We start from the raw sequence: 26121 nt of genomic DNA on the forward strand, positions 1-26121 counted from the left end.
CTGGAGCGGTTAAAGGATCGCCGTCAGGCGGGGACGAGGTCGTGACGACACGGGCGACCGATAGCCGCCCGGCGCGCGTGAATCTAGCCCGTCGCCTGCGAAGCGGGTTGGGACTGGGGCTGGGACTGGGCGACGAAGGCGTCAGCGGCGGTGCGGGCGGCGCGCTGGGCGGTGGCGCTAGCCGTCGGACGCAGGCGCGTTACGGCGGCCTGGGCCTCTGTGTCCCCGCCGCGCGCGGCGATCATGTACCACTTCAGGGCCTCGGTCGGATTCTTGGCCACGCCGTCGGCGCCGGTCTCGTAGATGCGCGCGACATTGTACTGGCTGTCCGGCAGACCACGCTCCGCCGCGTTCAGCAGCCAGGTCAGGGCCTCGGCCTGATTGGTCGCGCCGCCGTCGCCTTCATAGAGTTGCATCCCGTAGAGATGCATTCCGCGCGGATCGCCGCCCTCGGCCGCACGACGGCCCCACTGACGGCTTTGCGCCGGGTCGGCGGGAACGCCGTTGGCGCCGTCCAGATAGAGCTGACCCAGATAGGTCTGGGCCGGGGCGTAACCCAGGTTGGCGGCGCGCTTCATGCCGTCCAGGCCCGTGCTGTCGCCGGCCTCAAGCTTGCCGATAGCCGTTTCGTAGTCGGCCGCGCCGGGACCGGCGAGATCGAAGGTCGGCCGCACGCCCGTCGGCGTCACGGCAGAGGCGGCCAGAGGCATGGCGGGTCCAGCAGCCTGGGCGCCGCCGCCGAAGGACGGCAGGTCGAAGTCGGGCGCGCCGCCATCGGTCAGGGACAGATAGCCATAGACGCCGCCGGTCAGAGCGACCGCCGTGACCGAGGCCAGGAAGGTCTTCTTGACGGTGGAGCCGTCCTTGGCCGCCTGCCTGTCCAGCCGTTCCTGCAGTTTGGACTTGCCGCCGCGCTTGAGGCCGAAGCCCGAACGCGCCGCCGGTTCCGGCTCGGGCGGGGTGGTGATGGCGGCGCGCGCGGCGTCGATGGTGCTGCGGGTCGCCGAGGCGCGACCGGCGGCGGCGGCGGCTTCCATGCTGGCGCGCAGGCGGCGCGGATCGACGAACTCGGTCTCGCCGCCGAAATCTTCGTCGTCGGCGTCCAGAACGGGAGCCTCACGCTTCTCGGTCGAGAAGCCGGGCGAGGTCGCTTCCAGCGCGTCCTCGACATCGGCGCCGCCGAAGCCGCTGAAGGGCTGGATGATGGGTTCGACGCCATCGGGATCGACCTGGCGCGCCGGCGTATCGTCCGCCTCGGCCGTGACCGTGTCGGCTTCAGGCTCGGCGAAGGCGGTCGCCGGGAAGGGCGAAGCAGCGGCGACCTCGGACGTGACCGGATCGCTGGACCAGGCGCCTTGGTCGGTGAAGGTCTCGTCGGGGAAGGCGGCGGCGCGCCAGTCGCCATCGACCGATGCGGACTGGATCGGCGCAGAGGCGGCGCGTTCCAGAATCGGGCGCGGCGGAGTCCACGTCGATTCGTTGTCCAGGGGCTTGTCGCGGATCGGCGTCGGGCCGCGCGCATCGATGCTCTCGCGCGCCTCGGCCAGCAGGCGGACGGTGCGCTCCTCGCTCATCCGCATCCGCTCGGCCAGTTCGCCCGAGGCGCGGTCGTAGCGCTGCTCGATCTTGTCCGAGCTTTCCGAAAGGCGGCGGCCGATGTCTTCCAGCGCCTGCTGAGAGCGGCGCTCCGACTGGGCGATGCGGTCGCTCAGCTGGTCCGATATGCGGGTAATCTCGCCGCCCAGCTTCTCCAGCGCGATGGCGTGGCGGTCGTCGCTGGCGGTCAGGCGCTGATCGACGCGGTCGACGTGACGCGCGAACTCCTGATCCAGGCGACCGGCGCGGCGCGCGACCTCGGTCTCGATGGTCTGGCCGACGGCCTCGGTGACGGCGCGGGCGACGGCGTCGGTGCGACCGTCGCTGTCTGTTTCGACCTTCTGGACGCGGGCGTTCAGGTTGCGGGCGATGCGCAGGACTTCGCGGCCCATGGCCTCCAGGCCCACGGCGCCCTTCTGCTCGGACGTCTTGATCTGGTCGCCAACGGCCTGGACCGCGCGTTCGATGCGGTCGATGCGCGCGCCGGTCTCGGCGGCGTCGAGACGCTGCATCATTTCGGCGCGATTGTTCTCGATCTGGCGCGACAGGCTTTCGGCCAGCTTTTCGAACCGCGCGAGATCCCGCGCGCTTTCCGGCTCGACCCGGCTTTCGGCCGACCGCATCCGCTGATCCAGCTCGGCGAACGAGCGTTCCAACGTCTTCAGCGCTTCGGTGGTGCGGTTCTGGGCCTCGTCCAGACGCGCGCCGACCTGGGCCAGCATTTCCGTGCCGACGCCGGGACCAGCGGCCTTTTCGACCGCCTCCATGCGCTCGCGCAGATCGTTGACGCCCAGACGCTGGCGTTCTTCGATATCGTAGAGACGGCCGCTCAGCGCGCCCAGCGAGGTCTCGACCTTGCCGAAGGCTTCCTGTGTCAGGGGACCGGTGTCGCGTTCGAAGGCGCGCAGGCGGCGATGGCCCTCGCGCAGTTCTTCGGCGATGTCGTCGATACGGCGGGCATTGCCCTGGGCCTCGACATCCTGGCCGTCGAGGCGACGCATCAGGCCCGACACGGCCTGGTCCACGCCCTGGATGGCGACCGTCGAGCGGCGCTCGGCGGCTTCCAACCGCGCGGCGATCACGTCGATGGAGGCGCTGATCCGGGGACCGCTGTCCTCGACGTCATAGGCGTCGTCCAGCCGACGGCTACGATTGCGGCGCTCATACTCGGACATCTGGGACCGGCGCGGCAGGGTGGCGTAACCCTCGTCCTCGTCCTCCATGATCATGGAGTTGAGCCATTCGCCCAGCGTCATGCCGGAACGGCGCGCAAGGTCCTTGGCGACCTCACGGGCCTTGGGATCAATTCCCTTAACGCTCCACGGCGCTGCAGCGCTCACTGATTCGTCTCCCGGCCCATACGAGTGAGGCTATACCGTCAATATCGAGGGTGTAAACTGATGGTTAACCGCAATATCTAGCGGCGGTCTCCCAATCCTGTGGACATCCCGCCAGACGGCGGGATTAGTGAATCATCTCGGTTAACGCGCCGTAAAGATTAACCTCCCGGCAAGGGTTCGCTTGCCAAGCGGCGCGGCTTTCGCCACGTGCGGCGCATGAGCCTGATCCTCACCCTCGTCCTGTTGGGCGTCGCCATCGCCGTCATGGTCTTTTGCGGGTGGCGCGGCGCCAGGCCCCCCGATCCGCTCAAGGGACCGCGCATGATGCCTTGGCGCTTTCTGATGGTCGGGTCCGCAGCGATCGCCATGCTGCTTCTGATCCACCTGGCGACCCTGTTCGGCGCCGAACGCGCGCCGTGGATTCCCGGAGCTTAGCCTTGGGAACCCGATCCCGGCCGGTCTGTTGATCCTGCAACCCCACAGGAGATTTGGCATGACCGACAAACTGACCCCCGCCGAGGCCGAGAAGGAGTTCTGGAAAAGCCTGAAGGAGTCCAACACGGGGATGCTGGGCATCGACCGGGCTGGCTATCATCACCAGCCGATGACCGGCTTTGGCGAGGATGAAACGGGAACCATCTGGTTCTTCAGCCGCGACGACACCGACTTCGCCCGCGACGTGGCGGGGGGCGGGCAGCAGGGCATGTTCTGCTATCAAGCCAAAGACGGCAAGGTTCAGGCCTGCATCCACGGCCGCCTCGCCGTCGATCAGGACCGCACCCGGATCGACAAATACTGGAACCCCGTCGTCGCCGCCTGGTACCCCGACGGCAAGGATGACCCGCACCTGACCCTGATCCGTTTCGACGCCGACGACGGCCGCGTCTGGGTGTCCGACAAGGGTGCGCTGGGCTTCGGCTATGAGGTCCTCAAAGCCAATCTGACCAAGTCCACGCCCGACGTCGGCGGCGTGTCGGACGTGAAGCTGTAAGCGATCACGTCGTCGGAATGAGGAGAGGGCGGTCGCGCGGCGACCGCCCTTTTTCTTTAGCCGCCAAAGCACCAGGCCAGGACGGCCTTCTGGGCGTGGATGCGGTTTTCGGCCTCGTCCCAGACCAGCGAGCGCGGGCCGTCGATGACGGCGTCGGTGACTTCCTCGCCGCGGTGGGCGGGCAGGCAGTGCAGGAAGACGGCGTCGGGGTCGGCCAGGGCCATCAGGGCCTCGTCCACCGAATAGGACTCGAAGGCCGCCAGACGCGCCTCATAGTCCTGATCGCCCATCGAGACCCAGGTGTCGGTGACGACGACGTCGGCGCCCTTGACCGCCTCGCGCGGGTCGCTGGTCAGGGTGACGGCGTTTGCGCCCTTGGCCAGGTCGCGCAGGTCGGGATGATATTCCGCCGGGCAGGCGACGTTCAGGTGGAAGCCGAACTTGGGCGCCGCGTGCATGAAGCTGTGGCACACGTTGTTGCCGTCGCCGATCCAGGCGATCGTCTTGCCGGCGATGGGGCCGGAATGTTCCTCGATCGTCTGCAGGTCGGCCAGGATCTGGCAGGGGTGCGAACGGTCGGTCAGGCCATTGATCACAGGCACGGTCGAGACGCGGGCGAAACGCTCGACATCCTCGTGGTCGTTGGCGCGGATCATCACCGCATCCACCATGCGCGACAGGACGCGGGCGGTGTCCTCCACCGGCTCGCCGCGACCCAACTGCATGTCGGCGGCGGTGGCGATGATCGACGACCCGCCCAGCTGGCGAATGGCGGCGTCGAAGCTGAAGCGGGTGCGGGTCGAGTTCTTTTCGAAGATCATGGCCAGGACGCGGTCCTCGCCCGGCGCATCGGCATCGGCGCGACCCTGGGGCCAGCCCTTGCGCGCGGCCTTGCGGGCATGAGCGTCGTCCAGAATGGCGCGCAGTTCGGCGGCTTCGAGCCGGTGGATGTCGAGGAAGTGCCGGACCATGTGTCAGTTCTCGGATAGAGGCGTGATCTCCGCCCCGATGATGTAGCGACTGTCGCACACCTCGTAGTGCGCGGCGTCACCGCCCGTTCTTAGGAAAACGACGTCGTCCCCATTGAAGACGCCGTAAAGCCCTGTCACCCGCACCCTGCCATTCGAAAGAGGCCGGTTTTGAATCGTCTCGCGACGCACGATCTGAATGCAGCCCTCATGCCCGCCTTCGTCACGCTGAGCGCGCGTCTCATAGAGCAGCACGCCTCGAAGAGATTTCGCCAGATAGCCGTCCCTGACGTCCGGCGCAGGCCTCGCCGTCGCATATCCTCCCGATAGAAGGGCAAGGAGACATGCGACGGCAAGCGCCCGTATCACGCAGCCAGCTTTTCGCGCGCGACTTCGCAGGCGCCCTCGAACCGGGCGATGGCCTCGCGGGCCTCGTCCAGCGTCAGGTTCAGCGGCGGCAGCAGGCGCACGCAGTTGTCGCCGCCCCCGGCGATCAGCAGCTGTTGCGTATCGCGCGCCAAGGCCATGAACTCGCGATTGTTCGGGACCAGCTTGACCCCGATCAGCAGGCCCTTGCCGCGCACATCCACGATCACGTCGGGAAAGCGCGCCTGAAGACCGGCCAGTTGCTGCTTCAGATAACCGGCGATCTCGGCGACGTTGTTCAGGGTTTCGGGGCTGTTGATCAGGCTCAGCGCCTTCTGGCCCACGGCCATGGCCAAGGGGTTGCCGCCGAAGGTCGAGCCGTGGACGCCGACCGTCATGCCCGACGCCGCCTTGGCCGAGGCCAGGCAGGCGCCGATTGGGAAGCCGCCGCCCAGGGCCTTGGCCACCGCCATGATGTCCGGCGCCATGCCGGCCCATTCGTGGGCCCACAGCTTGCCGGTCCGGCCCATGCCGCACTGGACCTCGTCGAAGATCAACAGCACGCCGTTGTCGTCGGCCATCTGGCGCATCCAGCGCAGTTCCTCGACCGGCGTCTCGCGGCAGCCGCCCTCGCCCTGGACAGGCTCCAGGATAATCGCCGCCGTGGTCGGGTTCTTGAAGGCGGCTTCCAGCGCGGGCTTGTCGCCCCAGGTCAGCTGGTGGAAGCCCTGCATCGGCGGGCCGAAGCCCTCGGTGTAGCTGGGGTTGGCGGCGGCGTTGATCGCGCCATAGGTCCGGCCGTGGAACGAGCCGTCGAAGCCGTAGATGTCGATCCGCTCGGGCGCGCCGTTGGCCGAGTGGTATTTGCGCGCCGTCTTCAGCGCGCACTCGACGGCCTCGGTGCCCGAGTTGGTGAAGAAGACCACGTCGGCGAAACTGCTGTCGCACAGGGCGTCGGCCAGGGCTTCCTGGCCCGGGATGCGGAAGATGTTGGACACGTGCCACAGCTTCTCGGCCTGATCCTTGACCGCCTGGACCAGCTCGGGGTGGGCGTGGCCCAGGCCGTTGGTCGAGATGCCGGCGACGCAATCCAGATATTCGGTCCCGTCGGTCGACCACAGGCGTGCGCCTCGGCCGCGTTCCACTTCCAGCGGCGCGCGATTGTAGACACCCATCAGATGGTTCGTGGACACGGGACTAAGACCTCCAAAAGCGAGACGGCCCCGACGCGAGCGCGACGGAGCCGGATTGATACGGACAGGCGTTGTCGGATTAGTGACGGTGTTAGTCAACACCGACGCCGAGGCGACGCCTAGGGGTTGCTAGGCGCCGGCGCCGGAGCGGCAGGGGCGGTCTCGGCGGCGACGGCGGCGTCCTTGGTCTGGATCTCGACCAGGCGCTTGTCCAGGGCCAGGCCGAGATCGGCGATGAACAGGCCGAAACGGGCCACGTCCACGCCCTTGAGATAGGACAGCCGATCCTCGGCCGAATGGATGCGCTGGAACACCGGCGGCACGAAGCCTTCCTTCAGGCCGTTGTTCTCGCCGCCGTTGAAGGCCAGCCACATCTGGTGGGCGCCGACGGCGTCCTGGGTGCCCATCGACACCACCGGCACGCCGGCCGCCGAGAAGGCACGGTCGTCGCTGGGCGGATAGACCGGATAGGGCATGCAGTCGAAGCCTCGTTCGGCGCACAGGGAGCGCAGCGTCTCCAGCACGAACCCGGATTGCGGGCCGTTGTTCTCGCCATACATGACCGTCCGGCCATAGGCGGCGACATCGGCGTTGATGACGGCGGCGATCCGCTCCTTGCCGTGTTTTTCGAGGAAGGCCTTGGCGCCCAGCAGGCCCAGCTCTTCCTGGTCGGTGAAGACGAAGACGAAGCGGTGGGCGACCGGCTGACCCTCCAGCGCCATGTCCAGCGTCTTGGCCGCCTCCATCATCGCCATGACCGAGCCGATGTTGTCGACGATGCCCTGTGACAGGGTTCCGTCGCGCAGCTTGACCGCGTCATAGTGGGCGGTCAGGACGATGTCCTTGTCGCCCTGCCCCACCGTGACGACGACGTTCGCCCCTTCCATCGGTCCGCTGGCCTGGTTGCCTCCAGCGAAGACCTGGATCTCGGGCGTGAAGCCCAGGGTCGTCAGGAAGCCGACCAGGACCTGGGTCCGTTCGGCGTTGGTGGGCTTGACGAACTGGGCGGCGCCGGCGGCGATGTCGGGGCGGTCACCAGCCTGGGGCGTCGCTTCCTGAGCCCAAGCCGGGGCGAATGCGGGCGTGGCGGCGGCGAACAGCGCCGTGGCGGCGACGAGCGAACGAAACTTCATGACGGACCTCTCGGGGGAGCGATCCGTCACAGGTAGCGATCTAGCTCTTAAGGCGCCAGCCCGAGCGGAACACCAGCCAGCAGGCGGCGCCCATGGCGACCATCAGGACGGCTGAGCCGATGACCCCGACCGTCAGATTGCTCTCGGCATGGCCGATGAAGCCGTAGCGGAAGCCGTCGATCAGATAGAAGAAGGGGTTGTAGTGGCTGATCGAGCGGAACGGTTCGGGCAGGTTGTCGACCAGATAGAAGGTGCCCGACAGGAAGGTCATGGGCATGACGATGAAGTTCTGAACCGCCGCCAGATGGTCGAACTTCTCGCTCCACAGACCGGCCAGCACGCCCGTCATTCCCATGACGAAACAGGCGGCCATGGCGAACCAGACGACGGCGAAAATGTTGGCGATGCCCAGAGGCGCGAACGGCAGGACGCAGATCGCCGTCACCAGACCGACCGCCAGGCCACGCGTCGCCGCGCCCAGGGTGAAGCCCAGCGTCAGCTCCAGCGGGCTGAGCGGCGGGGTCAAAAAGTCGGTCGCCGTGCCCATGATCTTGGCCTGGATCAGGCTGGACGAGGCGTTGGCGAAGGCGTTGTTCAGCATGGCCATCATGATCAGGCCGGGCGCGACGAACAACGCAAACGGCGTCCCGTGCAGCGGCGGCCGCGCGTTCTGAAGCGCCACCACGAACACCAGCATATAGAGAAGCGTCGTCACCACCGGCGCCGCCACCGTCTGGGCGCCCACCTTCCAGAAGCGCCGCACCTCGCGCAGATACAGCGTCTGCACCCCGACCCAGTTGATCCCCGGATAGCGACGCGGCTGCGGCAAACCGGCGGGACGGGTGGAGATCAGATCGGGCGTATCGGTCATGCGCCGCCAGATGCGCTTTGCGCCCTTGCTGCGCAAGGGAGTGGCGAGTGGTTAGTGGCGAGTGACGAGGAAGAAGCGCTTAGGGTGGCCGTCAGGCCTCGCCACTCGCCACTCGCCACTCGCCACTCGAAACGCCTTAACCTTAACGATGATTCAATATCTGGTTCCTGTGGACGATTGATTCGCACATCTTGCGTCTCTTAACGGCTGGTTTACGATTAGTTGTAGGTCGAGACCCCGGAGGGGGAGCCTAGACCTAGATATTGAATCCAAACTCGCTGGAGGGTGGCATGACCGCAGGCTGGACCGACGACCGCGTAGGCGCGCTGAAGAAGCTCTGGCTTGAGGGCCAGTCCGCGAGCCAGATCGCCAAACAACTGGGCGGCGGGGTCACCCGCAACGCCGTGATCGGCAAGGTGCACCGCCTGGGCCTGTCGGGCCGGGCCGCCCCGTCGCAACCGGCGCGCACCGTCGCCGCGACCTTCCGCACCGCCCGTCCGCGTCCCGCGCCGGCCGCCCCGGCTCAGCCCTCGGCCCCGCGCCGTCTTGAGGCCGTTCAGCCCAAGCCGGTCCAGCCCGCCGCCCCCGTCCCCGCTCCGATCCCGGACCTGCCGGGCACCGCGACGGTGATGACCCTGGGCGCCCACATGTGCAAATGGCCGATCGGCGACCCGTCGTCGCGCGAGTTCAGCTTCTGCGGCCGCCGCTCCTCAGAAGGCGTCTATTGCGTCGAACACGCCCGCGTCGCCTACCAACCGCAAGTCCGTCGCGGCTCCAAGGAAAGCGGTTCCGACCTGGCCCGCAGCCTGCGTCGCTATATTTAAGAGCGCTACCGCGCTTCGCGCTACTTGAGCGCGGCGCTTCGCGCAGGAGCGCACGAATGCGCTCAAACCGTGAGCGACCGCGTCGCGAACATAGCGCCACAAAGAGATGCTCCCTAGGGAGCCGACTTCCCCCTCGCCGGCTCGCGCAAGCAAGCCGGCGAGACTTCAGGGGCGGGGCTGCGGTTCATCCGGGTTGACGCAGCCCCATCCGCCTTTCTCGATCCTCCCCAGCGCAGCGGGGGAGGGGGACCGCGCGAAGCGGGGTGGAGGGGGCGAAACCGGACTCGATCTTCACAGTTCAGCATCAGGCCAAAGCAGACCGACTATCGGCGTCTGGTGCAGAGGCTGCGTTCGCCCCCTCCACCGCTTCGCGGTCCCCCTCCCCCGTTTCGCTACGCTTCTCGGGGGAGGATATGCCTAGTTCAACACCCTGCGCGCATCCGGCGTGTCCAGCGAGAAGGCCGGGATCTCCGCCTCGAAACTACGGCCGTCCGCGTCCGTCATATAATACGCCCCCACCATCGAACCGCTGTCCGTACTCAGTGGACAGCCTGACGCATAGGCATAGCTGCCGCCCGGCTCGATCACCGGCTGTTCGCCGACCACGCCGGGTCCGCGCACCTCTTCGACATGGCCGTGGCCGTCGGTGATGGTCCAGCGACGCGCCATCAGCTGCACCGTCGATCCCGTCAGATTTACGATCTCGATCTGATAGGCCCAGACCCAGCGGCCTTCGTCGGGATCGGACTGGCCCGCCAGATAGCTGGGCCGGACCCGGATCAGGATGCCGTTCGTTTCGGCGGTATAGGCAGGACCATCGTGCATGGGCTATATGCTCGCCCCGCCGCGCGCGGGCTGCAAGCGCGACTTGGAGACAAGTCGTGAAAACCGTGTGAGACAGACGCCATGAGCTCCTTCCAAGCGCCCCGTCCCGGCATCCTGCCCGCCCAGTCCATCGAGACGCTGATCGCCACGGGCGCCATCACGTCGGACACCGAATTCGATCACGACCAGGTCCAGCCCGCCAGCCTGGACCTGCGCCTGTCCGACCAGGCCTGGCGTGTCCGCGCCTCCTTCCTGCCCGGCCAACGCAAGGTCGAGGCGCGGATCGCCGACGTGGCCATGCACGCCATCGAGATCACCGACGCCGGTGTGGTGCTGGAAAAGGGCTGCGTCTACATCGTGCGCCTGCAGGAGCGGCTGAAACTGCCAAAGGGCCTGATCGCCCGCGCCAACCCGAAAAGCTCGACCGGCCGCGTCGATGTCTTCGTGCGCCTGCTGACCGACCAGGGCGCCCGTTTCGACGACGTGGCCGAAGGCTATGACGGCCCACTTTATATGGAGGTCGCGCCCCAGACCTTCTCCATCCTGGTCCGTCCCGGCACCCGGTTGAACCAGTTGCGCCTCAAGGCCGGCGATCCGCCCAAGCTGGAGACTCGCAGCGTTGGCGTGGACCTGCAAGGCGGCGACATCGTCGGCTTCCGCGGCCGTCGCCATGCAGGCGTGGTCGACCTGGACCATATCGCCGGCCACGATCCGCGCGACTTCTGGGAACCGCTATCCTTGCGTCGCGGCGAACTGCTGCTGGATCCGGGCGAGTTCTACATTTTGGCCTCGTCCGACGACGTCGAGATTCCGGTCGATCAGGCCGCCGAAATGACCCCCATCGATCCGTCGGTCGGCGAATTCCGCGTCCACTACGCCGGCTTCTTCGATCCCGGCTTCGGCACCGACGAGGCGCACGGCGCGGGGTCGAAAGGCGTGCTGGAAGTCCGCACCCACGACACGCCTTTCCTGTTGGAACACGGCCAGACCGTCGCCCGCCTGGTCTACGAGCCCCTGACCGAACGCCCCAGCCGCCTGTATGGCGAAAGCGGCAGCCACTATCAGAGCCAGGGCCTGAAGCTGTCGAAGCATTTCAGGGTGTGGTGATCTAGCCGAGTGGCGAGTGGTCAGTGGCGAGTGACGAGCCGTTCGCTTTCGTCCTCGCCACTCGATACTCGCCACTCAAGTGAGCTTGTCGGCCTTCCTCAGCCCCGGGAACATCGTCGCCCAGGCCCCGGTGGCCGCCAGCGCGCCGAAGCCGCCGAACACCGCCGCCCCGACCGCGCCCAGCAGCCGGACCATGACGCCCGAATAGGCCTCGCCCAGCTCGTTCGAGGCGCCGATGAACAGCATGGACACGGACGACACCCGTCCGCGCATGTGATCGGGCGTCGCCAGCTGGATCAGGGTCTGGCGGATATTGACGCTGATCATGTCCGCCCCGCCCCCGATCAACAGGGCCAGCGCGCTGATCCAGACGATCTTGGACAGGCCGAACGTCACCGTGCAGATCCCGAACACCGCCACCGCCGCGAACATCCATCGGCCGCCGTGCCGCACGATGGGGTAACGGCTCAGATAGATGGCCACCGCCATCGCCCCGACCCCGAACGACGCCCGCAGCAGGCCGAACCCTTGCGGTCCCACATGCAGAATGTCGCGCGCGAAGATCGGCGTCAGCAGGGCCACGCCGGCCAGCAGCACCACGACCAGATCCAGCGAAATGGCGCCCAGAACGATCTTGGTCTTGTAGACATAGGCCAGCCCCTCCTTGACGGACTCGATGGGCGACAGCGGATTGGCCTGGGGCGCGGGCTTGCCGCTGGTGCGGATCAGGATGAAGGCCGCGACCGCCAGCAGGAACATGCCCAGCGACACCGCATAGGCCAGGGGCACGTTCACCCCCACGATCACCCCGCCCAGGGCCGGGCCGGCGATGGCCCCGGTCTGGAAGGCGATGGACTGAGCCGCGATGGCGGGCGGCAAGGCCTTGCGCCCCACCACCATCGGCAGGAAGGCCTGGCTGGCCGGAGCCAGAAACGCCCGCGCCGCGCCGAACAGGGCCGCAACCGCCAGCAAGCCCCACAGGGGCGGGTTTCCGTGCAGCGCCATGGCCAGAAACGACCCCGCACAGGCCGCCTCGACCAGGATCGAGATCCACACCGTGCGCTTGCGATCACGCCGGTCGGCCATGGCCCCGGCCGGCAGTGTAAAGGCCAGCAGCGGCAGGAACTGACACAGGCCGACCAGGCCCAGATACAGGCTGGCCTCCTCGATCGGGTGATCGCGCCTGGCGATCTCATAGACCTGCCACAACAGGGCAGAGGACTGGATCTGGATCGCCAGCACCGCGACCACCCGCCCGAACCACAGCAGACGGAAATCGCGGATCCCCCACGGACTGGACGGCCCTTCAGGCCCCCCAGATGATGGAGCAGGCGGAACGGGCGGGGCGGCGGGGCCGGTGTCTATGGATTCTGTGGTCACGTTCTTCGGGACTGTTTCGGATAGGGCGAGCCGTCGCGGTGGAAATAGCCGTCGACGCCCGCATTGAGCACCATGTCGATGTCAGGATAGTCGCAGGCCGTCACGGAAGGATTGCGCGTTCCGACCTCAAGCAGGACCGCCTCGCGGCCGGATCGGTTCTCTATTCTGTGACCATTCGGCACGCCCGCCTTGAACCCGGCGCAGTCGCCGGCGCGCAGCACGGTCTCGCCGTCGTCGTCCACCAGCACCACCTCGCCCTCGACCACCATGACGAACTCGTCCTCGGACGCGTGCCAGTGCCGCTGGCTGGACCAGGCGCCGTCGGGCAGGCGCAGCAGGTTGACGCCGAACTGGCTCAACCCCGCCGCATCGCCCAGCTTCCAGCGGCGACGCGGCTTGCACGGGCCGGCGAATTCCTCGGGATAGGTCGTGCCGTCGCCTCTCGGCGCGCTGTCGATGTCGATCTTGGGCATGGGCCTTCTCGCTTTGACGCGATTTCCCTAAAGCATAGGCGCATGAGCCGCGCATCAACTCCCGTAATCGATCCTGTCGAACTGACCCGCGACCTGATCCGCATTCCCTCCGTGACCCCTGCGGACGAGGGGGCGATGGACGTGCTGGAACGGCATCTGACGGCCCTGGGCTTTACCTGCCGCCGTCTGGCCTTCGAGGGGCCTGGGGGCGAAGGGGTTCATGCGCGGATCGAGAACCTGTATGCGCGGCGCGGGACCGCCTCGCCCAACCTGTGTTTCGCCGGCCATACGGACGTGGTCCCGACCGGCCCGTCGGACCAGTGGTCGTCGCAACCCTTCAACGCCGAGGTCCGGGACGGCGTTCTGTATGGCCGCGGCGCGGTGGACATGAAGGGCGGGATCGCCGCCTGGGTCGCCGCCGTGTCGCAGGTGCTGGCGGACGGCGAGCCTAAAGGCTCCCTCTCCTTCCTGATCACCGGCGACGAGGAAGGCCCGGCGCTGCACGGCACCAAGCGGGTGGTCGAGGCCCTGGCGGCCGAGGGCGAGGTCATCGACGCCTGCGTGGTCGGCGAACCGTCGTCGTCGCAACAGCTGGGCGACATGATCAAGGTCGGCCGGCGCGGCTCGCTGAACACCTGGATCACCGTTCACGGCAAACAGGGCCACGTCGCCTATCCCGAGCGCGCGGCTAATCCCGCGCCTGTGATCGCGCGCCTGATGGCCCGCCTCAACGACCACGTGCTGGACGACGGCTACGAGAATTTTCCGCCGTCGAACCTGGAAATCACCACCATCGACATCGGCAATCCGGCGACCAACATCATCCCGGCCGAGGCCAGGGCGCGGCTGAACATCCGCTTCAACCCCAGCCACACCGGCGACGCTTTGATCGACTGGCTGAACCGCGAGGCCGGCGCCGTCCAGGCCGAGACGGGGCTGCAGATCACCCTGGAGCATCTGTGCTCGGGCGAAGCCTTCCTGACCGAGCCGGGAGCCTTCGTCGCAGCGGTGCAGGACGCCGTCGAGGCCGCCGTCGGCCGCCGCCCCGAGGCCTCCACCACCGGCGGCACCTCCGACGCCCGCTTCATCCGCGCCCTGTGCCCGGTGCTGGAACTGGGCCTGGTCGGCCAGACCATGCACCAGATCGACGAACGCGTGCCGGTGGCGGAGTTGGAGACGCTGACGGCGGTCTATCGCCGGGTGATTGAGACGGTGTTCGAGCGGCTGTAGGGTTTGCCTATCGGTGGTAAAATCTCGCTAGATCTGACTCCGCATGATCCGCCCCAAACCAAGCCTTCGGATAGTCGGAAAAGGGTAGAATGCCGACCTTCGATGATCGAAGATGTCAGTATGGAACCACAGGAACGAAAGTTGGCGCTTGAGGCCCTATCGGCAACGCTGGTCGAGTTCCATAATGACCAGCCGCTGTTTACCCCCGGCGAGCTTGCCGCATTGAGCGACCGCGATGCGAGATATGGGCTGGGGGACTTACAGGAAGCTGTCCGTGGTATGAGCGTAGTCGAACTCCGCCACCTGTCCTCAGAACTAGACCGGCTCGGTCTAAGCCTCACGAAGTTGGTGCTGGAAAACGTCTCGATCACCAGTTCGATTGCTCGAAAGACAGTGTGGTCAGAGTCAGATCTGATTTTGCTCAGCGCGTCTCGGGACGTTCTGCCGGCCGAATTGCGGTCTCGTCTTTCCCTCGCGCTGGGCGAATAGACAGACGTCCGCAACGGGTCGATCAATGAAATTGGCGTTCGGCCTAACAGCGCCCCCCACGCCCTCTCAAAGCTGGACGTGAATGAAGAACCGGCCGATCACTAGTCCACCAACCAGCAGAGGGGGGACACAGTGAGTATGGAATGGAAAGCGTTAGAGGGGCAGAGAATTCAGTCTGTCTTAGGGGCGATAGGGGCTCTGCCTGCGGCGGCCCTAGTTTTTGGTGATGATGCTGCAGCTTCGGCACCTGGAGCGCCCCTCTACACAGCGGCCATCGTGCTCATGATCGGCGCGTACATGCACTGGGTGTACACCGACAGCGTTTATCATCTCGGATCTTTCGAGTTTCGCTTTACCGAGGTCGATTTGAAAGCATTCCGAGACTGGGAGACTAACACGCTGCATCCAGCAGGCTATCGCTTTCAGTGGTCAACATACGCATATGCGATCGCGAGCCTTCTTTGCACAGTGTGCGGGTTGATGGGAGTTTATTCAACGATCCGCTCTGGAGTTTCTGTCGAAGTCGGATTTTGGACTGTCATCGTATTGGCGTTGTGCGTGTCGGGGGAGGTGGTGTTGTCTGGCTTAAAGAGGAACCTTCTGCTCCGAGAATGCAGGGCTTGGTCTGAGAAGGATGTGGCTCCGGCGTGACGCATCCAGGCTCGTAGATGATCCGGGCTCGTCTGGAGCCGACACCATGAATCTCCGCAACAGGTCTGTTCGCGACATCGACCTCCGCTGCAATCGCCCCACCTAACTACGCTCCAAAAATCGCAACGCCGTCAGCACATGCGTCTTCACCCCCAGCGGCAGGACCTTCTCGTTCGGCGAGAACTCTGGCGAATGGTTCGGCGCCGACTGTGACGGGTCCACCCCGTCGGGGCTGGCCCCGAGATGATAGAAGACGCCGGGGATGACCTGCTGGAAATAGCTGAAGTCCTCGGCGACCGTGGTCGGGGGCGTGGCGGGGTTGACGTTCCCTTCGCCCGCCGCCTCGGTCAGGACCGGGGCCAGCCAGGTGGACAGGCCGGGGTCGTTGAAGACCAGGGCGGCGTTCTGTTTGACGCCGAACTCGGCGGTGGCGCCGTAGGCGGCGGCGACATGGTCGATGGCGGTTTCGGCGCGGGCGACCAGAGCGTCGCGCTGAGCGACGTCGAAGGTGCGCAGGGTGCCGGACAGGGTCGCGCTGTCGGGGATGATGTTGTAGCGGACGCCGGCGTTGATCGTGGCGATGGTGAAGACCGTCGGGGTCGTGGTCGGATCGACCGTGCGGGCGGTCAGGGTGTTGACCGTCTCGATCACCTGGCCCGCCACCGCGATCACGTCCACGCCGCGCCAGGGCCAGGCGCCGTGGGTCTGCTTGCCCTTCAGGCTGATGTCCACGCGGTCCGAGGCGGCCATGAACCCTTCGGGCCGATAGAAGACGCTGCCCGGGCGGCCGGGCACGACGTGCAGACCGAAGATGGCATCGGGCTTGGGATCGTTCAGCGCGCCTTCGGCGATCATCAGAGCCGCGCCGCCCTTGGGCTCTCCCGGAGGGGCGCCTTCCTCGGCCGGCTGGAAGACGAAGACCACTGTCCCGGCGATCCGGTCCTTCATCCCGGCCAGCACCTCGGCCGCGCCCATCAGCATGGCCATATGCATGTCGTGGCCGCAGGCGTGGGCCACCGGCACCGTATTGCCCATGTATGTCCCGGTGGCGGTCGAGGCGAAGTCGAGACCCGTCGCCTCCTGCACCGGCAGGGCGTCCATGTCAGCGCGCAGGGCCACGACCCGGCCCGGCTGCGCGCCGTGCAGGATGCCGATGACGCCGGTCTTGCCGACCCCGGTGCGGACCTCCAGCCCCAGGGAGCGCAAATGTTCAGCGATCACCCCGGCCGAGCGAGTCTCGGCGAAGCCCAGTTCGGGATGCTGATGGAAGTCGCGGCGCCAGGCGGTCACCTCGGGCATTACGCGCTGGACGGCGGCGTCCACGCTCGCCGTATCGACGGCTTGGGCGTGAACGCTCCCCGCCGCAAGCAGCAGCGCCAGGGTGGAGGCGGCGAACAGTCGGCGCATGTGAAGGTCCCGTGAAATTTTTAGCCTGATCGCAGGTGACGGCGCCGCGACCGCTTGTGCAAGCCGCCGCGAACGGCGATTTCTGTCGGCATGGGCGAGAAGGACTTCAAGAGCGCGAAGACGGAATGGCGGGACGTGGTCCTGGTGTGCCGCAAATGCTCAAAGAAGCTGGACGGCGGCTTCGGTCCCGGCGGCGACCTGACGCTGAAGAAGGCGCTGCGCAAATACCTGCACCTCAAGAAAGGCAAGCGGGGCCGAAGTGGCGAACTGACCGTCACCGGCGCCGACTGTTTCGACATCTGCCCCAAGGGCGGGGTCGTCGCCGTCAACACGGCCCAGCCCAAGAAGCTGCTGATCATTCCAGCCGGCGCCGACCTGTTCGAGGTCAAGACCCGGCTGGGGCTGGACGACGGGCGGCGGCTGAAGTTGGTCGAACCGGACTAAGCGCGTTGTCGGCGGCGACAAGCCGTGCCAGAGCGAACCCATGGATGACACTCGTATCGAAAAACGCGTCGGCGTTCAGGCGACCTCGGACCGGATCTGGGACCTGATCGCCGACCTGTCCGGCTGGAGCGCCTGGAACCCGGTCGACACCGATGTCGAAGGCGCCATCGCCTATGGCGGCCGCCTGACGATGAACGAGGTTTGGCCCGATATGGAGCCGCGCCAGGCCCTGGCCCAGGTCGTCGAATGGCAACCGCGCGTGCGTCTGGTCTGGGCGGAACGGCGCGGCTTCCTGTTCCAGAGCCTGCGCTACATTCAGATCGAAGAGCTGGCGCCGGGCAACTGCATCCTGACGGCCGGCATCCGCTTCTCAGGTCTGCGCGGCGAGCTGTTCCACGACAAGCATCGCCCATCGATCCGCAACGCACAAGATAGCATCGTCGAGGGCTTGAAGGCGGCGGCGGAAGCGGGCTAACCGCCCCCCTTCATCATGTCGATGACGTTCAGGATCGCCGGGGCAAGGATCACGATGAAAAGCACCGGCAGGAAAAACAGGATCATCGGCACGGTCAACTGAGCCGGCAGGGCCGACGCCTTCTTCTCGGCGGCGGACAGGCGCAGGTCGCGGTTTTCCTTGGCCATCACCCGCAGGGCGGTGGACAGCGGCGTGCCATAGGTCTCGGCCTGGGTCATGGCGGTCGCCACCGACTTCACGCCCGGATGGTTGGTGCGCTTGCCCAGGTTCTCATAGGCCATGCGACGCTCTGGCAGATAGCTGAGCTCGGCCGACAGCAGCGACAGTTCCTCGGCCAGATCGATCGACGACGGCCCCATCTCCTGGCTGACCTTGGTGATCGCCGCCTCGATGGACATGCCGGCCTCGACGCAGATCAGCAACAGATCCAGCGCATCGGGAAACGCCTGCATGATCGAGGTGCGGCGCTTGTTGATGCGGTTCTTCAGATAGAGGTTGGGCGCATAGAAGCCCGCCACGGCCGCCGCCATGACCGCCGTCACCTTGTTCATCGTGGGCCAGTCCACGACCTTGATGACGAACATGTAGAAGGCCGCCACGATCAGGAAGACGAAGGGCGTGGCGAAACGGAAGAAGTAGAAGGTCGTCAGCGGCTTTGGCCCGCGATAGCCGGCCTGGGCCATCTGGCCGGCGACCTTGGGATCTTCCAGCAGCTTGGTCAGGTTCAGCCGGTCGACGACCCGCTTCTTGAACCCCTGGTCCGTGTGACGCAGGCCGCCCTGCCCGCTGGCGATATTGGCGCGCGAGCGGCGCTTCAGGTCGTCGCGGCGTTCGGCGACGGCCTTCATCCGCTTGTCGAGCTGGACCCCGCCGCCCATCGCCGACAGCAGGGTCAGGACGGTGACGAAGACCAGCACGCCCACGCCGATGCTGAGCAGGTTCTGCGGGTCGGTGATGAAGCGCATCAAGCCTTCCATGATCCCGCCTCAGAACTTGAACGAGATCATGCGCTTCATCACGAAGACGCCGGTGGCCATCAGCAAGGCCGCCACGAGAAGCATGAAGTTGCCGCGGAAGTCCGTAAACAGGGGCATCATGTAGGACGGCGCCGTGATCATCACCATGGTCATGACCACCGGCGGCAGGGACGCGATGATGCCGGCGGAGGCCATGGCCTCGGACGACAGCGCCTTGATCTTCTCGCCCATCATCCGGCGCGCGCGCAGCACGGTGGACAGATTGCCCAGCGCCTCGGCCAGGTTGCCGCCCGTCTTCTGCTGAATGGCGATGACGATGGTGAAGAAACGCAGTTCCGGTGTCGGCATCCGCCCGTACATCCGCTCCAGCGCCTGCTCCAGCGTCAGGCCGACGCCCAGGCCCTCGACCAGCATCTGGAACTCAGGCCCCAGCGGCGCAGGGCTTTCGCGGGCGATGATCTTGAAGCATTCATGGACAGGCAGGCCCGACTTGATGCCGCGCACGATGACATCGACGGCGTTGGGAAACTCCAGCGAGAACTTCTTCATCCGCCCCTTGGCGAGGAAGCCCAAGACCCAGCGGGGCAGACCCAGACCGAAGATCAGGGCGACGCCCAGCGCCAGGAGAATATGCAGGCCCAGCACCAGGGCGACGACTGCCGCCGCCACGCCGACCACGGCGGAGATGATGTAGAAGGTGCGAACGGAGAGGTTCAGCCCCGCCTGCTTCAGCCGCGCCGCCAGGGTCGTGCGGGCCTTGCGCTCGCGACGATCCGCTTCCTGTAGCTGAACCAGAATCTGCTTGCGGCGCGCCTCGGGCGTATTGGTCGCCGCCGCCTTGCGGGCGACGGAGGGGTTCTTCTTGCCGTCGGCCAGCCCCTGCGCGCGCTTGACGGCCTGGGCCGAGGAATCGTCGCCACCGACCAGGACCCAGCCCAGGCCGCCGATGGTGATGAAGGCCAGAACGGCGGCGAGGATCGGCAGCATGGTTTGTTACTCCGCCGCGTCCAGGGCGTCGGCCAGCTCACGCTCCAGCCCATAATAACGGGCGCGGTCCCAGAAGCGGGGACGGGCGATGCCGGTCGAACGGTGGCGGCCGACGATCTTGCCGTGCTCGTCCTCGCCGGTGATGTCGTAGACGAACAGATCCTGGGTCACGATCACGTCGCCTTCCAGCCCCACCACCTCGGTGATGTGGGTGATGCGACGCGAGCCGTCACGCAGGCGGGCGGCCTGGATGATGACGTCGACCGAGCCGACGATCATCTCGCGGATCGTCTTGGACGGCAGGCCGTAGCCGCCCATGGTGATCATCGATTCCATTCGGCTGATGGCTTCGCGGGGCGAGTTGGCGTGCAGCGTGCCCATGGAACCGTCGTGACCGGTGTTCATCGCCTGCAACAGGTCGAACGCCTCGGGGCCGCGCACCTCGCCGACGATGATCCGTTCGGGACGCATCCGCAGGCAGTTCTTGACCAGATCCCGCATGGTGATCGTGCCCTGACCTTCCAGGTTGGGCGGGCGGGTTTCCAGACGCACGACATGCGGCTGCTGCAGTTGCAGTTCGGCGGCGTCCTCGCAGGTGATGACCCGCTCGGTCGGATCGATGAAGGCCGTCAGGGTGTTGAGCAGGGTCGTCTTGCCCGAACCCGTGCCGCCCGAGATCACCAGATTGCATCGCGACGCGCCGATGACGCCCAGGACGCGCGCGCCCTCGGGACTGATGGAGGCGTACTCCACCAGATTCTTCATCGTCAGCTTGTCCTTCTTGAACTTCCGGATCGTCAGCGTCGGGCCGTCGATCGCCAACGGCGGGGCGATGACGTTGACGCGCGAACCGTCGGGCAGACGGGCGTCGCAGATGGGGCTGGATTCATCGACACGACGGCCGACCTGCGACACGATCCGCTGGCAGATGTTCATCAACTGGGTGTTGTCGCGGAAACGGACGTTGGTCAGCTGGACCTTGCCCGCGACCTCGATGAAGACCCGACCGGCGCCATTGACCATGATGTCGGCGATGTCGTCGCGCGCCAGCAGCGGCTCCAGCGGCCCATAGCCCAAGACGTCGTTAACGATGTCCTGAACCAGATGCTCCTGCTCGGCGACCGACATGGAGACGTTCTTGATCGCCACCAGTTCGGCGACGATGTCGCGGATTTCCTCCGACGCCGCCTTCTGGTCCAGATGCGCCAGCTGGGCCAGGTCGATGGTGTTCATCAACGCGTTGAAGATCGTCGTCTTCGTGGCGTGATAATAGTCGCTCTGTTCACGGACGATCTCGGCGACCGCCTGCGCCTTCTTCAGTTGCTCGAGACCCGCAGTGGCCTTCGGCCCGGCCCCTGCGACATTGCCCGTCGGACGCGCGGCTTCCGGCTGAGGTTTGGGGCGCGAGGCCAGGGCGTCGAGACGGTCGGCGGGCGCGGGTTGGGTCGGCGCGGATGCCCGCTCGAAGGCTTCCGCCGCCGGCTCCAGATTCTCGTCGGCGAAGGCATAGGCCTCAGCCCTGGCCTGGGCGGCCATTCCCGGCGGAGGCGCGGCGGCGTCGACCTTGAAGACGGACACAGGCTCGCCGGCAGGCGCGGGCGCCGGACGCATCGGCGCCGTCGTGACGCCGGGCTGGCCTGTGCGCTTGCCGAACATGCGTCAGCGCTTCTTGAACATGTTGGCGAACAGGGACTTGGACGCACCATCGGCAGGCTTGGACGCCTTTTCCGACTTGGCGGACTTGCCCGGCTTGCCCTTCGGACCCGCGACCATGGGCAGTTCGCGACGCGACACGATCTGGGCCAGGGTCTGGAAGGCCTCGGCCGCCTTGGTCTTGGCCCCCGCGTCCAGGATCATCTGGCCGTTGTTGGCGGCGGCGCCAAAGGTCTTGGCGTCGAACGGGATCAGTAGGCTGGGATGCACGCCCAAGGCGGCGCCGAAGTCCTTGGCAGGGATTTCAGGACGACCCGGCACACCGATCTGGTTCAGCACTAGGCGCGGCGGCGCATCATTGGGACGACCCTGACGGATCAGGTCGATCATGTTCTTTGCGTTGCGCAGCGAGGCCAGGTCGGGCGTGGCCACCACCACCACCTCGTCGGCGCTGATCAGGGTGCGGCGCATCCACGGCGACCACAGGTGCGGCAGGTCCAGCACGACGAACGGCGCCGTGGCGCGGATCTGGTTGGTGACCTCCTCGAACGCCTCGGTCGAGATGTCCCAGTCCGTGTCCAGGCTGGCGGGCGCGGCGAACAGGCTCAGCTTGTCGGTGCAACGGACCATCATCCGGTCCAGCAGGGTCGCGTCCAGCCGGTCGGGCTGGCCCAGGGCGTCGGCGACGCCGCTCAGCGGATCTTGGTTGAAGTCCAGGCCCGCGGTGCCGAACGGCAGGTCATAGTCGACGATGACGGTGTTGGCGCCGATCCGCTCGGAGATCGCATAGGCTGTGTTGTGCGCCACGGCCGAGGCTCCCGCCCCGCCCCGTGCGCCGACAAAGGCGATGGTGCGGCCGACGAAGGGCTGGGCCGGGTCGTTGAACAGGCCGCCGATGGCCGCGATCAGCTGCAGCGGCTGCAGCGGCGCGACCAGATATTCGCTGACCCCGCGCCGCATCAGTTCGCGGAACAGAATGATGTCGTTGGTGGCGCCGATGACCACGACCTTGGTGCCCGCGTCGCAGACCTCGGCCAGCTGATCAACTTCCCAGAGCAGGGTCTGGGGGTCTTTCAGGCACTCGACGATGATCAGCGGCGGCGTCGGTTCATGGTGATAGGTCTCGACGGCGGCCGGCACGCCCCCGACGCGGATCTGGGTGGTCGCACGCGACAGACGACGATCCTGAGCCGCGCGCTCGGCGGCGGCCAAGGTGTCCTGGCGCTCGGCGAAGACATGGATGGCGATACGCGGCACCGACACTTCGCCGATATTGCTGGACGAGGCGAGGCCGGTGGAGCCCAGGCCTGTCACATCCAGACCCGTTTCCATGAGGCTGGCCTGCGCCTGGGCCACCACTTCGCCGACCGGGTTGAAGCCAGCGTGTTCGGGGACATAGGCGGGAGCGACCGGGACCGGCGCAGGCGGCGCGGGCTGAACCGGCGCAGCGGCCGTGAACTGCAGCGGCGCACGCGCCGCCTCAAAGTCTGCCGTCGGTTCGGAAAAATCCAGATCCACGTCGAAGCCGTCTTGGAAGGCGTCGAACTCGCGGGGGGCGGGGGCTGTGCTCATGATCTAGTTCACCGCACTGGAGACGGCGGTGTCCTGAACCAGGGTTTCCGCCACCGCCGCCGTCTGCTTGCCGCCGCGATACAGATCGAACACGACCGTGCGGCGGCCTGCATCGGCAGGCGTCATTGCGCGCGGCGTCTGGATGTCGCGCGGGTCGGCGATCTGGGCGGCGAGGTTGGCTGTGACTGCGCAGCCGAAGTTGGAAGCGGACTGGTTGTCGCCAGTACGGCTCAGATTGCCCCATGCAGTTCCACACTGCGGCACGGCGGCGCGAAGGGTCTGATAACCGACGACGACCGGCGCGCGCGGATCAGGCGCGGCATAGCTGACCAACATGATGCGGTCCGGCGCGACGCCCGAGGCCGCCAGGGCCGACTTGATGTCATACGCGGTCTTCAGCGCGACCGGATCGTTTCCGGCGGGCGCCTCGATCACGATCGGCACGGGCTCGACGTAGCGATAGCGTCCGACCAGGGCCTGAAGCGCGTCGCCCTGCGCCGGAGACAGGCCGCTGTCGTGAACCGCCAAGGCGATGCGGTCCAGATCGGGTTCGACCTGGAGCTGATAGCGTGAGGTCGGCGTCAGCGGCGGTTCACCGCCCAGGCTGGCCGGGCCGCCGACACAGGCGCCCAGCGACAGCGCGGTCGTGGCGAGAAGAACAATAATCGGGGTGCGGTTCATGTCGCTCACTCGATCACATAGCCGACCGAGCCGGCCGGGGGCGCATTCGGCAACCCATAGACCTGGTTCAACTGGCCAAAGAGGATGGTCTGGCTGTCGCTGGCGATCCGCAAGCCATCGGCCGGCGTCTGCATCCGATCGGGCGAGGTGGGGCTGACGATATAGGGTTCGACGATGACCACCAGTTCGGTCTCACCCATCAGATAGTCGCGCGACCGGAACAGCGATCCCAGCACGGGAAGGTTGGTGACGCCCGGCAGGGAGTCCACCGTCTGGCGCGTGCTTTCCTGAAGCAGGCCGGCGATCATCATCGATCCGCCCGAGGGCAACTCGACCGTATTCTCGCTGCGACGGACGGTCAGGCCCGGCAGGGTGATGGACGAAGGCGTGCCCGCGCCGATGGTAAACCCGCCCTGGGACGTCAGTTCCGACACCTCGACCTTGACCTGCAAGGAGATACGGCCGCCTGACAGCACGACAGGACGGAACGCAAGACCCACGCCATACGGCTTGTAGGTCACGGTGATGTTGCCGTCGCGGTCGCGACCCGTCGGCAGAGGAAACTCGCCGCCCGCCAGGAAGTTGGCGGCCTCGCCGTTCACCGATGTCAGGTTCGGCTCGGCAAGGGTCCGGGCCAGGCCCACGCGCTCGAACGCTTCCAGGCAAGCGCTCGCATTCGTGCCGGTCACCGCGCGGAAGGCGGTCGAAGCGATGTTGGAGATCGTGTTGGTCAGCCCGCCGTCCACGGTCGTGCCGGTGGTCGAGTTCGAAGTCGTGCCGTTCGTCGTCTGGACGCCTGTCTGATCGTAGCAGAGCCCGCTTCCTCCCAACGGCGCGCCGTTGACGCCGTAGGTGTTGGGCCGGTTGAATCCATACGAATGGTCGCCCGAGGCCTTCAGAATGTCGGAGCCGAAGCCGAGTTGCTTCAGGGTGCTGCGCTGCACCTCGACCACGCGAACCTTCAGCGTCACCTGGTCCGAGCCGACGACGCTGATCATGTTGATCACCTTCTCCGGCGCCGAGACGAAGGCGGCGGCGACCCGGGCCGCCTGGGCGGCCTGGGCCGGCGTATCGGCGAAACCGGTCAGGATGACGCTGTCATTGACGGCTTCCGCATGGATCTGTCCGCCCGGCGCGACACGGCTCAGCGTGTCCTGAAGGGCGCTGGTGCCGGCGTCGACGCGGACGCGCAGGCTCAGGATCGTACGACCGGCGGCATCCAGGAAGACCGCATCGGTCTCGCCCGGCGTGATGCCGATGACGGTAATGCGGCGCGGCGAGTGCAGCATGGCCTCGGCCACCTGCGGATTGGAGACGATCACGTCGCGCGCATCGGCCGGCAGATCGACCGCGAAGGAGGTCCCACGCGGCAGATTGACCAGTTGCGGCGCGGCGCCCATCGACACGGCGGCGCGCGTCTGGGCCACCCCGGCGGGTGCGGCGGTCAAGCTGGCCAGTAGCGCGCACGCGGCGGCAAAGGCGGTCTTGCGCATCAACAGAGCTTTCATGGCACAGCCACCACTTCGGGCGCGCCGCCGCGATAGATGCGCACGGCCTTCGATTGAGCGGCTGCGGCGGACGGGCGACGCGTGGCGCCGGACGGGCCGGCGGTGTCGGCATAGGACCGCAGGGACAGCGACAACTCGCCCTCGGACTTGGCCTGAGCCAGCAACACGGAATCCTGCGGGCGGACCTCCAGGGTGGCGGTCGCGCCCACCACGGCCTGTTCGTCGTCGCCCGCGCGGGTCGACTGGTCGATGGCCAGGACTTTTATGTTCTGAAGGACGACGCCCGACGCGAACTTGGAACTGGTCGCGCCTTCGACGGCGCCATTGCGATTGGTTTCAGCGGTCAACACGACATCGACCCGGTCGCCCGGCAGGATGAAGCCGCCAGCGGCGGATTCCACGGTGACGGCGATGGCCATGGCCCGCATGCCGGGTTCCAGATAGGCGGCCAGATAGCCGCTGTCGCCGGCGCGCACGATCTTGCGCGCTACGATCGGCTCTCCGGCCAGAATGGGTTCACGCACCACCGAGCCGATATAGTCGGCCTTGGCCCCGGTCCCCGACAGTTCGTTGGCCGCCTTGGCGACACTTTCAACTGCGTTGGAGGCCTTCTCTGTCGTGGTTTCCGCAACCGGCTTGGCGGGAACGGGCGTGGAGCCGTCGGTGATGAAGACGGGATTGACCTCGTCCACCGGCCAGTCCTTCCAGGCCAGGTCGCCCTCGACCAGACGTTTGCCCGGCTCCAGATCCTTGGCGGCGACCAGCACCTTGGCCATCGGACGGACTTCGACCTGGGCGGCGGCGGCGGGCGCGGCGGGTTCGTTCGACGACGATCCCATGGCCCGGACCACCAGGGCCAGACCGATGGCCGAGACGGCGGCGATGCAGATGACGACGATGCGGGCGGGCTTCATCCAGGATGTCTCCAGCAGGCGCAATGTTTCGGACTCATCCCCCGACGCCTACCGTTAACGATCATG

24 protein-coding genes and 1 pseudogene are annotated in these 26121 nt (G+C 66.7%); 9 read left to right on the forward strand and 16 right to left on the reverse strand.

The window, feature by feature from the left end; all coding sequences use genetic code 11:
* Positions 1 to 83: 83 nt before the first annotated feature.
* Positions 84 to 2936 carry an SEL1-like repeat protein gene (locus ACZZZD_RS08775; RefSeq protein ID WP_463434317.1) on the reverse strand — a complete coding sequence of 951 codons (2853 nt, stop codon included), beginning with the start codon at positions 2934 to 2936 and terminating at the stop codon, positions 84 to 86.
* A 216-nt stretch (positions 2937 to 3152) separates the two neighbouring features.
* Between ACZZZD_RS08775 and ACZZZD_RS08780 the strand changes: the two genes are divergently transcribed.
* A complete protein-coding gene (locus tag ACZZZD_RS08780; RefSeq protein WP_463434319.1) occupies positions 3153 to 3371 on the forward strand; it encodes a hypothetical protein in 219 nt (72 codons plus the stop codon).
* Positions 3372 to 3429: 58 nt separating this feature from the next.
* A complete protein-coding gene (locus tag ACZZZD_RS08785; protein ID WP_463434320.1) occupies positions 3430 to 3927 on the forward strand; it encodes a pyridoxamine 5'-phosphate oxidase family protein in 498 nt (165 codons plus the stop codon).
* 56 nt (positions 3928 to 3983) lie between these two features.
* Here ACZZZD_RS08785 and argF read toward each other — a convergent pair whose 3' ends face one another.
* The 4 genes from argF to ACZZZD_RS08805 form a co-directional block, all read right to left on the reverse strand.
* A complete protein-coding gene (gene argF, locus ACZZZD_RS08790; protein ID WP_463434322.1) occupies positions 3984 to 4898 on the reverse strand; it encodes an ornithine carbamoyltransferase in 915 nt (304 codons plus the stop codon).
* Positions 4899 to 5260: 362 nt separating this feature from the next.
* The gene (locus ACZZZD_RS08795) at positions 5261 to 6514 is read right to left on the reverse strand and encodes an acetylornithine transaminase (RefSeq protein ID WP_463436109.1); all 1254 of its coding nucleotides are present in this window, start codon (positions 6512 to 6514) and stop codon (positions 5261 to 5263) included.
* A gap of 59 nt (positions 6515 to 6573) precedes the next feature.
* On the reverse strand, positions 6574 to 7587 hold the full coding sequence (locus ACZZZD_RS08800; RefSeq protein WP_463434324.1) for a M28 family metallopeptidase: 1014 nt from the start codon (positions 7585 to 7587) through the stop codon (positions 6574 to 6576).
* Between the two features lie 40 nt (positions 7588 to 7627).
* Positions 7628 to 8458 carry an ABC transporter permease gene (locus ACZZZD_RS08805; protein WP_463434326.1) on the reverse strand — a complete coding sequence of 277 codons (831 nt, stop codon included), beginning with the start codon at positions 8456 to 8458 and terminating at the stop codon, positions 7628 to 7630.
* 290 nt (positions 8459 to 8748) lie between these two features.
* On the opposite strand from ACZZZD_RS08805, the gene gcrA reads away from it, so the two are divergent.
* Entirely contained in the window at positions 8749 to 9282 is a 534-nt protein-coding gene (gene gcrA, locus ACZZZD_RS08810) for a cell cycle sigma 70 cofactor GcrA (RefSeq protein ID WP_135193912.1), read from the forward strand.
* Positions 9283 to 9699: 417 nt separating this feature from the next.
* Here gcrA and apaG read toward each other — a convergent pair whose 3' ends face one another.
* Positions 9700 to 10107, reverse strand: coding sequence for a Co2+/Mg2+ efflux protein ApaG (apaG, locus tag ACZZZD_RS08815; protein ID WP_463434328.1), 408 nt, complete (start codon positions 10105 to 10107; stop codon positions 9700 to 9702).
* Between the two features lie 81 nt (positions 10108 to 10188).
* On the opposite strand from apaG, the gene ACZZZD_RS08820 reads away from it, so the two are divergent.
* On the forward strand, positions 10189 to 11214 hold the full coding sequence (locus ACZZZD_RS08820) for a 2'-deoxycytidine 5'-triphosphate deaminase (RefSeq protein WP_463434330.1): 1026 nt from the start codon (positions 10189 to 10191) through the stop codon (positions 11212 to 11214).
* Positions 11215 to 11289: 75 nt separating this feature from the next.
* Here the strand turns inward: ACZZZD_RS08820 and ACZZZD_RS08825 are convergent, their stop codons facing one another.
* Together ACZZZD_RS08825 and ACZZZD_RS08830 are read right to left on the reverse strand one after the other, a co-directional pair.
* Complete coding sequence (locus ACZZZD_RS08825) at positions 11290 to 12594, reverse strand: MFS transporter (protein ID WP_463434332.1); 1305 nt, start codon at positions 12592 to 12594, stop codon at positions 11290 to 11292.
* Entirely contained in the window at positions 12591 to 13067 is a 477-nt protein-coding gene (locus tag ACZZZD_RS08830) for a cupin domain-containing protein (protein ID WP_463434334.1), read from the reverse strand. Before ACZZZD_RS08830 ends, ACZZZD_RS08825 begins: the two co-directional genes overlap by 4 nt.
* Before the next feature lie 42 nt (positions 13068 to 13109).
* On the opposite strand from ACZZZD_RS08830, the gene dapE reads away from it, so the two are divergent.
* The 3 genes from dapE (at position 13110) to ACZZZD_RS08845 (ending at position 15437) form a co-directional block, all read left to right on the forward strand.
* Positions 13110 to 14297 carry a succinyl-diaminopimelate desuccinylase gene (gene dapE / locus ACZZZD_RS08835; protein ID WP_463434336.1) on the forward strand — a complete coding sequence of 396 codons (1188 nt, stop codon included), beginning with the start codon at positions 13110 to 13112 and terminating at the stop codon, positions 14295 to 14297.
* 102 nt (positions 14298 to 14399) lie between these two features.
* A complete protein-coding gene (locus tag ACZZZD_RS08840) occupies positions 14400 to 14786 on the forward strand; it encodes a hypothetical protein (RefSeq protein ID WP_463434338.1) in 387 nt (128 codons plus the stop codon).
* 138 nt (positions 14787 to 14924) lie between these two features.
* Positions 14925 to 15437: a hypothetical protein gene (locus ACZZZD_RS08845; protein ID WP_463434340.1), complete on the forward strand. Its 513-nt coding sequence runs from the start codon at positions 14925 to 14927 to the stop codon at positions 15435 to 15437.
* A 102-nt stretch (positions 15438 to 15539) separates the two neighbouring features.
* Here the strand turns inward: ACZZZD_RS08845 and ACZZZD_RS08850 are convergent, their stop codons facing one another.
* Positions 15540 to 16844, reverse strand: coding sequence for an amidohydrolase (locus tag ACZZZD_RS08850; RefSeq protein WP_463434342.1), 1305 nt, complete (start codon positions 16842 to 16844; stop codon positions 15540 to 15542).
* A gap of 90 nt (positions 16845 to 16934) precedes the next feature.
* On the opposite strand from ACZZZD_RS08850, the gene ACZZZD_RS08855 reads away from it, so the two are divergent.
* Positions 16935 to 17288: a hypothetical protein gene (locus ACZZZD_RS08855; RefSeq protein WP_463434344.1), complete on the forward strand. Its 354-nt coding sequence runs from the start codon at positions 16935 to 16937 to the stop codon at positions 17286 to 17288.
* Positions 17289 to 17328: 40 nt separating this feature from the next.
* Positions 17329 to 17763, forward strand: a complete 435-nt coding sequence (locus tag ACZZZD_RS08860; RefSeq protein WP_463434346.1) for an SRPBCC family protein — start codon at positions 17329 to 17331, stop codon at positions 17761 to 17763.
* Here the strand turns inward: ACZZZD_RS08860 and ACZZZD_RS08865 are convergent.
* From ACZZZD_RS08865 to cpaB, 7 genes and pseudogenes are all read right to left on the reverse strand, one after another.
* Positions 17760 to 18740, reverse strand: coding sequence for a type II secretion system F family protein (locus tag ACZZZD_RS08865; RefSeq protein WP_463434348.1), 981 nt, complete (start codon positions 18738 to 18740; stop codon positions 17760 to 17762). The two genes, ACZZZD_RS08860 and ACZZZD_RS08865, sit on opposite strands and share 4 nt — an antisense overlap.
* 9 nt (positions 18741 to 18749) lie before the next feature.
* On the reverse strand, positions 18750 to 19727 hold the full coding sequence (locus ACZZZD_RS08870) for a type II secretion system F family protein (protein ID WP_463434349.1): 978 nt from the start codon (positions 19725 to 19727) through the stop codon (positions 18750 to 18752).
* Between the two features lie 6 nt (positions 19728 to 19733).
* Positions 19734 to 21235, reverse strand: a pseudogene (locus ACZZZD_RS08875) (CpaF family protein).
* A gap of 151 nt (positions 21236 to 21386) precedes the next feature.
* Entirely contained in the window at positions 21387 to 22952 is a 1566-nt protein-coding gene (locus ACZZZD_RS08880; protein WP_463434351.1) for an AAA family ATPase, read from the reverse strand.
* Between the two features lie 3 nt (positions 22953 to 22955).
* Positions 22956 to 23633, reverse strand: a complete 678-nt coding sequence (locus ACZZZD_RS08885; RefSeq protein WP_463434353.1) for a CpaD family pilus assembly protein — start codon at positions 23631 to 23633, stop codon at positions 22956 to 22958.
* Positions 23634 to 23638: 5 nt separating this feature from the next.
* A complete protein-coding gene (locus ACZZZD_RS08890) occupies positions 23639 to 25141 on the reverse strand; it encodes a type II and III secretion system protein family protein (protein WP_463434355.1) in 1503 nt (500 codons plus the stop codon).
* On the reverse strand, positions 25138 to 26055 hold the full coding sequence (gene cpaB / locus ACZZZD_RS08895; RefSeq protein WP_463434357.1) for a Flp pilus assembly protein CpaB: 918 nt from the start codon (positions 26053 to 26055) through the stop codon (positions 25138 to 25140). Before cpaB ends, ACZZZD_RS08890 begins: the two co-directional genes overlap by 4 nt.
* Positions 26056 to 26121 lie beyond the last annotated feature (66 nt).

The organism is Brevundimonas sp. AC546, from assembly GCF_979258305.1.